Annotated in this window: 8 protein-coding genes and 1 pseudogene; 5 read left to right on the forward strand and 4 right to left on the reverse strand. The window is 69.9% G+C overall.

The genetic code is table 11. The features are described from left to right. Nucleotides 1-172 precede the first annotated feature (172 nt). The 5 genes and pseudogenes from A605_RS04500 to A605_RS04520 all read left to right on the forward strand — a co-directional run bounded on the left by A605_RS04500 (nt 173) and on the right by A605_RS04520 (nt 8,859). The gene (locus A605_RS04500) at nt 173-2,053 is read left to right on the forward strand and encodes a BCCT family transporter (protein WP_149029380.1); all 1,881 of its coding nucleotides are present in this window, start codon (nt 173-175) and stop codon (nt 2,051-2,053) included. A gap of 127 nt (nt 2,054-2,180) precedes the next feature. Further along, nucleotides 2,181-3,458, forward strand: coding sequence for a YkvI family membrane protein (locus A605_RS04505; RefSeq protein WP_015400319.1), 1,278 nt, complete (start codon nt 2,181-2,183; stop codon nt 3,456-3,458). A 5-nt stretch (nt 3,459-3,463) separates the two neighbouring features. Then, nucleotides 3,464-5,296: a methionine--tRNA ligase gene (gene metG, locus A605_RS04510; protein WP_015400320.1), complete on the forward strand. Its 1,833-nt coding sequence runs from the start codon at nt 3,464-3,466 to the stop codon at nt 5,294-5,296. Nucleotides 5,297-5,443: 147 nt separating this feature from the next. After that, nucleotides 5,444-6,703, forward strand: a complete 1,260-nt coding sequence (locus A605_RS04515) for an MFS transporter (protein WP_015400321.1) — start codon at nt 5,444-5,446, stop codon at nt 6,701-6,703. A 70-nt stretch (nt 6,704-6,773) separates the two neighbouring features. Continuing rightward, nucleotides 6,774-8,859: pseudogene (locus tag A605_RS04520) on the forward strand (RecQ family ATP-dependent DNA helicase). Nucleotides 8,860-8,869: 10 nt separating this feature from the next. On the opposite strand, the gene A605_RS04525 reads toward A605_RS04520, so the two are convergent. The 4 genes from A605_RS04525 to A605_RS14760 all read right to left on the reverse strand — a co-directional run bounded on the left by A605_RS04525 (nt 8,870) and on the right by A605_RS14760 (nt 13,119). Beyond that, entirely contained in the window at nt 8,870-9,361 is a 492-nt protein-coding gene (locus tag A605_RS04525; protein ID WP_027004485.1) for a GNAT family N-acetyltransferase, read from the reverse strand. 45 nt (nt 9,362-9,406) lie between these two features. Next, a complete protein-coding gene (locus A605_RS04530) occupies nt 9,407-11,275 on the reverse strand; it encodes a hypothetical protein (protein ID WP_015400323.1) in 1,869 nt (622 codons plus the stop codon). 198 nt (nt 11,276-11,473) lie between these two features. Next, complete coding sequence (locus A605_RS04535; protein ID WP_015400324.1) at nt 11,474-12,208, reverse strand: cyclase family protein; 735 nt, start codon at nt 12,206-12,208, stop codon at nt 11,474-11,476. Next, a complete protein-coding gene (locus tag A605_RS14760; protein ID WP_015400325.1) occupies nt 12,205-13,119 on the reverse strand; it encodes a phosphotransferase family protein in 915 nt (304 codons plus the stop codon). The genes A605_RS04535 and A605_RS14760 overlap by 4 nt, the downstream gene beginning before the upstream one ends. Nucleotides 13,120-13,185 lie beyond the last annotated feature (66 nt).

Raw genomic sequence — 13,185 nt, forward strand, 5'->3', positions numbered from 1 at the left:
GATCGGGCGAAATCGTTAACATCATGTGATCTGATCGTGTGGGTTTCTCCCGATCACCTGGTTAAACTTGCTGTTACAGTTCGATAAAGTCCAGATGAAAGAGCCGCGGCCTGGCGCTGAATTGGCCGCGTTCCATTTGAAAAGCCGTATGCCCTGGCGGATGGTGGTAGGCATGACTAATCCTGAGTCCAATTCCGGTTCTGCCCGGGCCCGCTCATCGGGGGTCCCAGATTCGTCCGATGATCTGGCTTCCCCGGAGGTCGCGAGCGCGGAAGAGGCCCGCACCGGCGACCCCGCCGTGGTGGAGCGACTGGCTGAGACCTCGGCGACCGAACAGCTGGCCACGCTGCTGTCCAACTCAGCGGTGGTGGGCGAGGAGCTCGACCGCGAGGATGAGAATATCGTCCTGTCGGCTGAGGCCAAGGACGCGAAGCTCGACTGGACGGTGATCATCCCCGCCGGCGTGATCGTGCTCGCGGTGGTCCTCTGGGGACTGCTCGGCGGGGACAGCTTCTCCAACGCCGCCACGGTGGCCCTGAATTTCGTGGTGGGCAACTTCGGGTGGGCGTTCGTCCTCTTCGGCACGATCTTCGTCGCGTTCGTCCTCGTGATCGCGGTCAGCAACTTCGGCACGATCAAACTCGGCGCGGTCGATGAGGCCCCGGAATTCCGCACGGTCTCGTGGATCGCGATGATGTTCGCCGCCGGTATGGGCATCGGCCTGATGTTCTACGGTGCCGCCGAGCCGTTGACCTTCTACCGTGACGGGGTGCCCGGCCACGAGCCGAATGAGGTCGTCACCGCCATGGCCTCGGCGATGTTCCACTGGACGCTGCACCCGTGGGCCATCTACGGGATTGTCGGCCTGGCCATCGCCTACTCAACCTTCCGTCTGGGACGTAAACAGCTGCTGTCCTCCGCGTTCATCCCGCTGATCGGTCAGAAAGGCGCCGACGGCTGGTTGGGCAAGATCATTGACATCCTCGCGATCTTCGCCACCGTCTTCGGCACCGCCTGTTCTCTCGGCCTGGGTGCCCTGCAGATCGGCGCCGGTCTACAGGGCGCCGGCATTGTCGATGATCCCGGCACCTGGACCATCGTGGGCATCGTCTCCGTGCTCACCCTGGCCTTCCTGATCTCGGCCATGTCGGGTGTGGGTAAGGGTATCCAGTACATCTCCAACTTCAACATGGTGCTGGCGGCCCTGCTGGCGATTTTCGTCTTCGTTCTCGGCCCGACGGTGTCCGTGCTCAACCTCCTGCCGGGCTCGATCGGCGCCTACCTGTCGCAGTTCTTCGAGATGGCCTCCCGCACCGCGGTCTTCGCCGACGGCACCGCCGGCGACTGGCTGTCCAGCTGGACCATCTTCTACTGGGCCTGGTGGATCTCCTGGTCGCCGTTCGTCGGCATGTTCCTGGCGCGTATCTCCCGCGGTCGCTCCATCCGCGAATTCCTGCTCGGTGTCCTGCTCGTTCCGGCCGGCGTGTCCACCGTATGGTTCGCGATCTTCGGTGGCACCGCCATCATCTTCGAGCAGGAGGGCAACTCCATCTGGGGCGACGGATCCGCCGAGACCCAGCTGTTCAACCTGCTCCAGGAACTGCCGGGCGGCGCCATCGTCAGCATCATCGCCGTTATCCTGCTGGGCACCTTCTTCATCACCTCGGCGGACTCCGCGTCCACCGTCATGGGATCGATGTCCCAGAACGGCCGTTCCGACGCCACGCCGTGGGTATCGGCCGCCTGGGGTCTGCTCACCGCGGCCGTCGGCCTGATGCTTCTGGTCACCGGCGGTGATAACGCCCTGAACAGCCTGCAGAACGTGACCATCGTCGCCGCCAGCCCCTTCCTGGTCATCATCATCCTCCTGATGCTCGCGATTCTGAAGGACCTGCGCAATGACGTGATCTACCTCGACTACCGTTCGCAGCAGGCCTTTGGCACGAAGCTGGCACGTGAGCGCCGTATTCATGAACAGCGCCAGCGCCGGGAGAGGCTCAAAGCCCGCCGCCAGGCGGCCCGCGACCGCGACGCGCGACGCGCCCGCCGCTGACCCCGAACCGGAGCCCGGTGCTCCTGCGGGGGTCGTGTCCCAGAGACGGGATATGGCCCCCGTTTTTGATTTCCGGCGCAAATGGATTCTGTTCCGGGGTGCCCGGGCAGTAGCATTTCCTGTCATTATGATCAAACGTGTCGCCATCACCGCCATGGCCTTCGTGGGCCTCATCGTCGGCGCCGGGTTCGCCAGCGGGCAGGAGGTGCTGCAGTACTTCGTGGCCTTCGGTAACTTCGGCATTATCGGCGCCGTCGTGGCCGCCGCCGTCATGATGCTCTCCGGGATGGCGGCCGTGCAGCTGGGCAGTTACTTCCTGGCCGGTGACCACTCCGCCGTGCTCAACCGCATCGCCCACCCCGCGATCGCCCGCGCCCTCGACATCGGCGTGCTCGTGACCCTGTTCTCCACGGGCATGGTCATGTTCGCCGGCGCCGGATCCAACCTCAACCAGCAGTTCGGGTTCCCCCTGTGGGCCGGCGCATTGCTCATGCTCGTGCTGGTGGTGCTGGCCGGGCTGCTCGACGTCGACCGGGTCACACAGGTCATCGGGGCGATCACCCCGCTGATCATCGTCTTCCTCGCCGTCGCGATCAGCTGGGCGCTGACAACCAACACGACCCCGGCCCACCTGATGGAGCAGGCCTCGACCTCGCTGTCGACCACCCTGCCGCACTGGACGGTCTCGGCGGTCAACTACGTCGGCTTCAACCTGATGGTCGGCGTGTCCATGGCCATCATCATCGGGGGCTCACAGTTCGACCCGCGCTCGGCCGGCTGGGGCGGGCTGCTCGGCGGCATCGTCTACGGCGCCCTGCTCGTCGGCAGCGCGATCGCGCTCTTCGTCAGCTCCGCGCGGGTCGGTGACGACGACATGCCGATGCTCAGCCTCGTCAACGAGATTCACCCCGTCCTCGGGGTGGTGATGTCGGTGGTCATCTACGGCATGATCTTCAACACCGCGGTCGGGATGTTCTACGCCTTCGCCCGCCGCCTGACGGTCCGCCATCCGCAGCGGTTCTGGCCGGTCTTCGCCGCCTCCTGCCTCATCGGCTTCGCGCTGAGCTTCGCGGGATTCCGCACGCTCGTCGCCTACGTCTACCCGGTGCTGGGCTACGTGGGCGCCGTCCTCATCGCGGTCATCGCGTTGGCGTGGCTGCGCAGCCGCGCGTCCATCCGCGAGGAGACCGGGCGTCGCCGACGGCTGCTCGCCCTGGCCCGCGAGGCCGGGACCCCCACCGGTCAGCGGCAGTTCCGGCAGGCTCTGGCCGCCTCACCGCTGTCGGAGGAGCAGCTGCGGGCGGCGCTGTCGGAGGAGCTGACACGCGCCGGACACGTCGAACACGGCGCCCCGACGCACATGGCAGGGTCACCCGACCGGGACACGGCCGATAAATTAAGGTAGAGCGCATGACAAAGTCTGTGCTTGTATCCGTCGCCTGGCCGTATGCCAACGGCCCCCGCCACATCGGCCACGTCGCCGGTTTCGGTGTGCCCTCCGATGTCTTCGCCCGCTACCAGCGAATGGCGGGAAACGACGTCCTGATGATCTCGGGCACCGACGAGCACGGCACCCCGCTGCTGGTGCAGGCGGACAAGGAGGGCGTGTCCGTCAAGGATCTGGCCGACCGCTACAACCGGCAGATCGTCGAGGATCTGGCCGGGCTCGGCCTGTCCTACGACCTGTTCACCCGCACCACCACCCGCAACCACTACGCGGTGGTCCAGGAGCTGTTCCGTGGTCTGCACGACAACGGCTACATGATCAAGGAGACCACCATGGGTGCGGTCTCCCCGTCGACGGGGCGCACCCTGCCGGACCGCTACATCGAGGGCACCTGCCCGATCTGCGGGGCCGACGGTGCCCGCGGTGACCAGTGCGACAACTGCGGCAACCAGCTCGACCCGGCGGATCTGATCAACCCGGTGTCGCGCATCAACGGTGAGACCCCCGATTTCGTGGAGACCGAGCACTTCCTGCTCGACCTGCCCTCACTGGCCGACGCGCTGGGGCAGTGGCTGCGCGGACGTGAGGACTGGCGGCCCAACGTGCTGCAGTTCTCGCTGAACCTGCTGGACGACCTGCGCCCGCGCGCCATGACCCGCGACATCGACTGGGGCGTGCCGATCCCGGTCGAGGGCTGGTCGGACAACGGCGCCAAGAAGCTCTACGTCTGGTTCGACGCCGTCATCGGTTACCTGTCGGCCTCCATCGAGTGGGCCTGGCGCTCCGGCGAGCCGGAGGCCTGGAAGAAGTGGTGGCAGGACCCGAAGGCCGCCGGTTACTACTTCATGGGCAAGGACAACATCACCTTCCACTCCCAGATCTGGCCCGCCGAGCTCCTCGGCTACGCCGGCAAGGGCGCCAGGGGCGGTAAGACGCACGCCTACGGCGAGATCAACCTGCCCACGGAGGTGGTCTCCAGTGAGTTCCTGACCATGTCCGGCTCGAAGTTCTCCTCCTCGAAGGGCGTGGTCATCTACGTCAAGGACTTCCTCGCCGAGTTCGGCCCCGACCCGCTGCGCTACTTCATCTCGGTGGCCGGCCCGGAGAACACCGACACCGATTTCACCTGGGACGAGTTCATCCGCCGCGTGAACAACGAGCTGGCCAACGGCTGGGGCAACCTGGTCAACCGCACCGTGTCCATGGCGAACAAGAACTTCGGCGAGGTCCCGGCCCCGGGTGCCCTCGAGGACGCGGACAAGAGGATCCTCGACCTGGCCACCGAGACCTTCGGCACCGTCGCCGAGGCACTCGAGCAGTCCAAGTTCAAGGCAGGCATCACCGCCGCCATGCATGTCGTCGGCGAGGCCAACGCCTACATCGCCGACCAGGAGCCGTGGCAGCTGGCCAAGGACGAGACGAAGCGCGAGCGCCTGGCCACCGTGCTGTGGACCGCGCTGCAGGTGGTCTCCGACTGCAACGTGCTGCTGACCCCCTACCTGCCGCACATCGCACAGCAGGTCCACGAGACGCTGGGACGGGACGGCGTGTGGGCGGCCACCCCGGAGGTGCGCGAGGTCACCGACGAGATGCCCGTCGACCTCGTCGGGGTGGGCCTGCCCCAGGAGGGCCAGACCTACCCGATCATCACCGGCGACTACTCCGTGCAACAGGCGAAGTGGGCGCGCATCGACGTCGTGCCGGGCACGCCGCTGGCCAAGCCGAAGCCGCTGATCCAGAAGCTGGATCCGGAGCTGGCCGAGACCGGCCCGGAGTGGGCCCCGGTCCAGAAGTAGAATGACACCCCGGCCCGTCCGGGGCGTAACCTTGAGACAGCTGTCGCGACCACCTCACGGTGGTCGGGCGGCTGTTTTCCGTTTCCGCACGCGCGGGGCACCTCCCGCACCGGCACGTGCCACCCCTGGACAGATGAGGACCCCGCCATGACCGATTCCCCGACGCAGCGCCGCATCCCCCGGGTCATCCCGGCGCTGCTCGCCTTCGTCGCCGTGTTCGTGGCGGCGATCAACCTGCGCGCCGGTATCGCCTCGGTCGGCCCGGTGCTGAGCGACGTGCTCGCCGCCTTCGACGCCAGTGGTTCGCTGGCGGGCCTGGTGACGGCCATGCCCGGGCTCTTCTTCGGCATCATGGGCCTGTGCGCCGTCCCGCTGGCACGTCGGCTGGGGCTGAGCCTGACGCTGACCCTGGGTATGGTGCTCACGCTCATCGGCCTGGCGGTGCGCCCCTGGGTCGACGGGATCTGGGTCTTCATCGCGCTGACGGCCCTGGTGGTGGCCGGTATCGCGTTGGCGAACGTGCTCCTGCCCGCCTGGATCAAGAACCACGGAGGGCGCCACATCGTGGCGTTGATGACCATCTACGGATCGATTCTCGGGCTCTCCGGCGCGCTCGGCCCGCTGAGCTCGCTGCTCTTCGAGGGTGCCGACGCCTGGCGGTGGTCCCTGTTCGTCTGGGCCGGGTTCGCCGTCGTCCAGGTGCTGGTGTGGGGTTTCGTCGTTGCCCGGGCCCGATTCGACTTCCCCTCCGCGACGGAGGCGGATGAGGTGCCCGGCGGCGCCGTGGCAGGGACGAAGCGGGCGGAGGTCTCGCTGTGGCGGTCTCCGACGGCCGTGTTCCTCATGATCTTCTTCGGACTGCAGTCGATGAACGCCTACATCCAGATGGGCTGGCTGCCGCAGATCTACCTGGACAAGGGGGTCTCCGCCGAGGTGGGCAGCATTGCGCTGGCACTCGTCGGAGCGCTGAACGTCATCGGTGGGCTGGTCATGCCGGTCATCATCGACCGGGTGCGCAACCTCGCGGTGTTCCCCGTGCTGTTCTCGGTACTCGCCGTCGCCGGTTACCTGGGCCTGTACTTCGCCGCCGACACGGTCCCGCTGCTGTGGGCCTTCCTGCTCGGCCTCGGCGGCTTCTGCTTCCCGACGGCGATCGCCCTGATCCCCGCCCGCAGCCGCACTCCTCTGGTCACCGCCCGGCTCTCGGGCTTCGTCCAGCCGATCGGTTACTTCATCGCCGCCCTGGGCCCCTTCCTAGTCGGCGTGGTCTACCAGGCCACCGGCGAGTGGTCGGCGATCCTGCTGACCCTGATGGCGGCCGCGGGACTCATGGCGGTCATCGGTTTCCGCGCCAGCCGCCCCGGTTACATCGACGACGAACTCGACGCGGCCGAATCCCCTGCGTAAGCGCCTGTTCCGCCCCGGTCGGCTGTTCGTGTCCGGGCCTTGGTGTTAGGTGGAGGGCATGGAGACCAGCATGCAGACCACCAACGGGACAACCACAGAGGCAACCAGGGACCAGGCCGACCAGCTCCTCGCCGGAATCGCGGGGGAGGGGGCGCAGCTGCGCGATGATCAGTGGACGGCGATCAACGCCCTCGTCAACGCCCGCCGCCGCATGCTCGTCGTCCAGCGCACCGGCTGGGGCAAGTCGGCGGTGTACTTCATCGCGGCGAAGCTGTTGCGCCGGCGCGGCGCCGGGGCGTCGCTGATCATCTCCCCGCTGCTGGCGCTGATGCGCAACCAGGTCGCCGCCGCCGAGCGCGCCGGCATCCGGGCGGCCACGCTCAACAGCGCGAACATGACCGAGTGGGAGGAGATCCAGGCCCGGGTCGCCGCCGGCGAGGTCGACGTGCTGTTGATCTCCCCGGAGCGGCTCAACAACCCCGGCTTCCGGGACGAGGTGCTGCCCGCATTGGCGGCCACCGTCGGCATGATCGTCGTCGACGAGGCACACTGCATCTCCGACTGGGGACACGACTTCCGCCCCGATTACCGCCGTATCCGCGACCTGCTCGCCGATCTCCGCGCGGGCGTGCCCGTCCTGGCGACGACCGCGACGGCCAATGACCGGGTCGTCGCCGACGTCCGGGCCCAGCTGGGAACCGACACCGGCCTGCTGCGCGGCGGGCTCGACCGGGCCTCGCTGCACCTGGCGGTGGCCCAGCTGGCCGACACCACCTGGCGGCCGGCGTGGCTGGCCACCCACCTCGGCGAGCTGGAGGGCTCCGGCATCATCTACTGCCTGACCGTCGCTGCGGCCGAGGACCTCGCCGGGGCGCTCGAGTCGGCGGGTTGGAACGTCGCGGCCTACACCGGGCGCACGGAGGCCGAGGAGCGCGCCCGCCTCGAGCAGGCGCTGATCGACAACGAGCTCAAGGCGCTGGTGGCCACCTCGGCGCTGGGCATGGGCTTCGACAAACCCGACCTCGGCTTCGTCATCCACGTCGGCGCGCCCGGCTCCCCGGTGTCCTACTACCAGCAGATCGGCCGCGCGGGCCGCGGCACCGACCGGGCGGACGTGATCCTGCTGCCGGGCGCGGAGGACCGTGACATCTGGGCCTACTTCGCCTCCGTGTCCTTCCCCGACGAGGCCACCGTCCGCGGGCTGCTCGACGCGCTGACCGGGGAACCGCAGTCCACGGTCCGGCTCGAGTCGCAGGTGGATCTGTCCCGCTCCCGCCTCGAGCAGGTGCTCAAGGTCCTCGACGTCGACGGCGCCGTCCGCCGCGTGAAGGGCGGATGGGTGTCCACGGGCAGACCGTGGACCTACGACGCCGAGCGCTACCGCGGCCTCGAGCAGGCCCGTGCCGCCGAGCAGCGGGCCATGCTCGACTACGAGAACACCACCGGCTGCCGCATGCTCTTCCTGCGCCACCAGCTCGACGACGCCACCGCCACCGGAAACTGCGGACGCTGCGACAACTGCACCGGCCGGCGCTGGGACACGCGTGTCGACGGCCGTGGCCGAGCGGCTCACCGCCCCGGGCGTGCGGGTGGCCTCGCGTCGCCAGTGGCCCACCGGCATCAGCGTCCGGGGGAAGATCCCGGGCCTCGGGCAGGGGCGGGCGCTCGGCCGGCTCAACGACATCGCCCGGGGTCCCGCCCTGCGCGGGCTGCTGGAGGAGAAGACCTGGCGGCCCACCTCGCCCTGGCGGCAGGACCCGTGGCTGACACGCATCGTCGCCGTTCTCGCCGACTGGGACTGGGATGAGCGCCCCGGCACCGTCATCGCACTCGGGGGCACGGAGGAGGCGACCACGGATCTGGTCACCGCGACGGCCGCGGCCATCGCCGAGGTGGGCCGGATGCACTACGGCGGGCTGCTGCCGGTGCGCGCCGGGGCAGGGGAGGTCACGGCCCAGAACTCCGCCTACCGGGTCACCGGCCTGCTGGGGCACTGGGACTGGTCGGCGATCACGGGCCTGAGCCTGGGGGAGGGGCCGATCCTGCTGGTCACCGACCTGATCGACACCGGGTGGTCGGTGACGGTGGCCGGTGCGCGTCTGGCCGAGCAGACCGGCCGGCAGGTGCTGCCGTTCGCCCTGGCCAGCCGGGGCTAGTCGGCCGGGATCAGTCGACGATCAGTTCCAGGTAGGCCAGGTCGAGCCAGCGGTCGAACTTGCGGCCGACCTCGGGTAGCCGCCCGACCTCCCGGAAGCCCAGTTTCTCGTGCAGGCGCAGGGAGCCGATGTTGTCGCCCTCGATGGTGGCGATGACGGCGTGGACGCTGTCGTCGGCGCGTGCGGCGTCGATGAGCGCGGTCATGAGTTTGCTGCCCACGCCCTTGCCGTGGGCGTCGGGGTGGACGTAGACGGAGTTCTCGACGGTGTGGCGGTAGCCGGGGGAGGGGCGGAAGGGCCCGTAGCTGGCCCAGCCGCAGAATTCCCCGTCGTCGGCGACCAGGACCGGGAACCCCCTGCGCCTGCGGTCGTCGAGCCACTGCCGCCGGTCGGCCTCGTCCACGGGATCGTCGTGGAACAGGGCGACCGTTTCCCGGATCGCCCAGTTGTGCAGCGCGGTGATGGCGGGAATGTCCTTGTCCTCTGCGGGTCGGATTCGCATGCGGACCAGGGTAGTCCCGACGGCCCGGGAGGTCATGGGGGTCCGCTACCGGCGAACAGCCAGCACCCCGATCTGATTGCGCCCCACGCACAGTTCCGTGACCCCGTCAGTGGGCGTGACGTGCAGCTGCCGCCCGCCGCCGGACAGCGAGACGTACACCTGCGACAGCCCGGCCTCGACGGGGATCTCCACCGGTTCACCGTCGAGGGCGAGCTCCACCGTGCCGGACTGGTCGGCGAAGTAGTTGAACTGCAGCACCCAGTCGCGCTCCAGGAGGGGGCCGTCGACCGCGATGGCCGTGTCCTCGGGTCCGACGCGGGTGCCGCAGCCGGGCCCGGATCCCGGCTCCGTGGCGCGCATGGCGACCAGCTCGGCCGGGCGGAGATGGCCGTCACCGTCGACGAGCACCGGATCGGTGGTCCACCGCTCGAAGGGCGGGACGCCCTCCAGGCCACCGATCAGCTTCGAGAGCATGTTGTACGGGTGGACCAGCGGCAGCAGGACGTGGAGATCCACGGCCTGGTCGAAGACGGGTTCGTCCCGCCCCGCCAGTTCCCCGCGCAGGGTGTGGAAGTAGTCCCGCGCCGGCTGATCGGCCCACACCTGCGCGTAGATCACGGTGCTCACCGCGGTGGAGACCGCCACCAGTCCGGCCGCGAGCGTCCCGGCCCACCGGAAGATCCTCCGGGTCCGTCGCTCCGGCCGGGGATGCGCGAGCAGGAATGCGAGGGTGACGGCCCCGAGCACCGCCACCTCGGAGAAGTGACGCAGCGTCTGGGTGATCTCGACGGACGTCCCCGGACCGGTGCGGGCGATGGCCAGCGCCGCGAGCGGTGCCAGGGGATAGACCAGCACCGGCAGCCAGGTGAGCAGATGGCGGGGGTGGCGGCGGGCGGTCCAGACCAGGATCCCGGCCACCACGAGCGCACCGGCGGCGACCGCGGCCGGGCCCGGCGCGGCCCACGGCGGGCTGGGGTGCCAACGCTCCCAGTGCCACGGCCCACCCGCGGCCGTCGGCAGCAACGCGTGGACATAGCCGTGGACGAAGAGGTCGAGCACTCCCGTCCCCGCCCCGGCCGTGCCGGTGGCGTCGGGGGCCGCCGTGGTTCCGTCCCCGGTGCGGGGATCCCCGGTGACGGCGAGGTAGACCCCGGCCCACGCGAGCGTCGGCACGGCGAGGGTGGCGGCGGTGCGGGCGATGCCGCGCCAGCGCCGGCGCACCGAACCGGTGGCGGCGGCGAGACAGACGAGCGCGAGAACCACGGCGGGTCCGGCGAACAGCGCCCGCTCGCTGAACAGGAGCCCGGCGACCAGGGCGGTCACCGCCACGGTGAGGTGGCGCCCGGCGCGGTGGGGCTCGCGCAGGGTGAGCACCGAGTGCGCGAACACCAGCGCCAGGGCGGCGTGCAGGGGCAGGGTGTTCACGGCGGTCGCCAGCCAGGTCGTCGAGGGCAGCGTCAGCGGGGTGAACAGGTAGGCCACCAGCGGCACCGCAGCCCAGGGGAACGGAACGCCGCGCTCCGCGACGGTGACACGGGAGACGCGGGGGCACAGCACGAGGCACGCCCAGGCGACGGCCGCGGCGGCGGCCAGCTGCAGCAGCCCCAGGGTGGCCACCGCCGCCGGCCAGTTCAACGGCGCCCGGGTGGCCAGCAGCCACTCGATCACCCAGGCGGCGGGCATGAGGTGGCCGTCGTGGTCGGTCAGCAGCAGCTCGAGGGTGGGCGCATCGTAGCCGCGGGCCTGCGCGTGCAGGGTCAGATCGTCCCAGTAGAACCAGCCCTGGGCCGCCACCGCGGTGCGGCAGGCCACACCGAGGACGACGACCGCGCCGAGGATCGCGGCGACCGGCCACCGGCGGTGTGCCCGCGGGTGGCCGGACGCGGCAGGGGCCGGCGCTTCGGTGTCCTGCATGCTCGAGCTCCTTGGGGGTCTGTGTTTCGGTGGGGGCGTATTTTTCTGGGTGTCTGTCGGGTGGCAGACGTATACGCCCCCGTTCGGAGACCGTGGACGTGTCATGATCTCGCTGGGAGGAAATGCGCCTGCGGTTTCCGCTCCCGCGCGGCACCGCCCTGGTGGGGCGGATTCACAGGCTACCCGGGGGACAGGCCCTTACCGTTCGACGACCGCGATCGCGCGCGCCGGGAAGGCGGCACCCGCCACCGGTGCCGGCCAGGCGGCGATGAGCAGCGCGCCCGTCGCCGGAACCCGGTCAAGGTTCGTCAACGCCTCGATCTGCCAGTGGTCGTGGTCCAGCCACCACCGCTGGGCGGGAAACTCCCCGGCGCTGACCCTGGCGCCGGGGTCGGCGTCCAGGGTCTCGTGCCCGATGGCCGTGACCCCGCGGGCGTGGAGGAGTGCCAGGGCGTCCACGCCCCAGCCCGGGGTGTGCTGGATGCCCCCGGCGTCGAGGTTGTGCATGTCCCCGCCGGCCCAGCGGGCGGACCACCCGGTGCGCAGGGCGACGAAGGAGCCGGCGGGAATCGCCCCGTGCCGTTCCTCCCAGGCGGCGAGGTGTCCGCGGGTGACCACCAGATCCGGGTCCGCGGAGGCGTCGGTGGCGAGGTCGATGACCACCAGCGGCAGGAGCGAATCGCGCACCGGGATGTCGTCGAGGGTGCGGCCGTGCGGATCGGCGTGCGACGGGGCGTCGACATGCGTTCCCCAGGGCCCGGCGAGGCAGTAGTGGTCGACGGTGAAGCCGTCCGTCGCGGCGTCGGCGAGCCGGGTGACCCTGGCATCCGGATCAGCGGCGAACTTCGGCTGGCCGGGGCGGAAATGGTGGGTCAGGTCAGTGAAGCGGGCGTGGCTGAGACGGGAGACCACCTCCCACAGGTCCGCGCTCATCGCGCACCCGGCCGGGTCGGGTGGCGGGCGGCGTCGAACAGGGAGTGCGCGGTCGCGGCACCGGTGTGACCGGTGCGCAGGTGGTCGACCAGCAGGAACACCGCGTCCCACCGCTTGTAGGCCCACGCCCGGTCCAGGATGCCGGGGTCGTGGTCCAGGCCCGTGCGCGCCAGCACCTCATCCGGCAGCTCCGGCGAGATGTCCGACAGGTGCGCGAAATCGACGGCCGGATCACCGAGGTTCATGTCGGAGAAGTCGATCGCGCCCAGGCCATGCCCGGACGACCACAGCAGGTGAGCGGGGTAGAGGTCGCCGTGGACCAGGCGGGCACGGTGGGCATGGTGGGCACGGTCCAGGAGATCGTCCATCCCCGCGAGGATTTCGCCGATGACGCGGCGGTCCTCCCGGTCCAGGTCGAGTTCGGTGACCTGTTCGCGCAGCAGGTCCACCTTGGCGGGCAGGGCGCGGGGCGCCGGGTTCGGCGCGGGGCCGTGGAACCAGGGCTCGACGTCGCGGTAGGGGGAAGCGGCAATGTCCCGACTGTGCAGGGCGGTCAGCAGTGAGGCGAGCTGGTCGGTGAGCTGCCCGCGCTCGGAGCGGGGGAGCCGCCCCCAGTGTGCGGCGTCGAGGGCCCGGCCCGGGATCAGCGGATGCAGGGTGAACGACCAGTCGTCGGTGTGCCGCAGCACGAGCGGCAGGCGGGTGTCGGTCAGGGGTGCGAGTTCCGCGAGGACCGCGGACTCGGTCGGGGCCTGGGCGCGGTAGGCGTCGGTGACGGAGGCGCGCAGGATGTGGTCGCCGAGGACGGCGACATGATGATCCATGCCCTGGCGGGGAATCGCGGGATCGCGGTAGTCCAGGTCCGGCCAGGTCTTCTCGGCGGCGGTGATCAGGGCGGCGGGCGAGGTCATGGTGGTCCAAGTCTAGGCCGTGCCGCAGGCGGGGCGGGACGTGCCGTCAGCCCCGGGCCGGGAGGT

The organism is Corynebacterium halotolerans YIM 70093 = DSM 44683 (assembly GCF_000341345.1).
GTDB lineage: Bacteria > Actinomycetota > Actinomycetes > Mycobacteriales > Mycobacteriaceae > Corynebacterium > Corynebacterium halotolerans.

Bases quoted from the DNA above. Each gene is read 5' to 3' on its own strand.
- A605_RS04500 (WP_149029380.1), top strand. From the start codon at position 173: ATGACTAATCCTGAGTCCAATTCCGGTTCTGCCCGGGCCCGCTCATCG.
- A605_RS04505 (WP_015400319.1), top strand. From the start codon at position 2,181: ATGATCAAACGTGTCGCCATCACCGCCATGGCCTTCGTGGGCCTCATC.
- metG (WP_015400320.1), top strand. From the start codon at position 3,464: ATGACAAAGTCTGTGCTTGTATCCGTCGCCTGGCCGTATGCCAACGGC.
- A605_RS04515 (WP_015400321.1), top strand. From the start codon at position 5,444: ATGACCGATTCCCCGACGCAGCGCCGCATCCCCCGGGTCATCCCGGCG.
- A605_RS04525 (WP_027004485.1), bottom strand. From the start codon at position 9,361: ATGCGAATCCGACCCGCAGAGGACAAGGACATTCCCGCCATCACCGCG.
- A605_RS04530 (WP_015400323.1), bottom strand. From the start codon at position 11,275: ATGCAGGACACCGAAGCGCCGGCCCCTGCCGCGTCCGGCCACCCGCGG.
- A605_RS04535 (WP_015400324.1), bottom strand. From the start codon at position 12,208: ATGAGCGCGGACCTGTGGGAGGTGGTCTCCCGTCTCAGCCACGCCCGC.
- A605_RS14760 (WP_015400325.1), bottom strand. From the start codon at position 13,119: ATGACCTCGCCCGCCGCCCTGATCACCGCCGCCGAGAAGACCTGGCCG.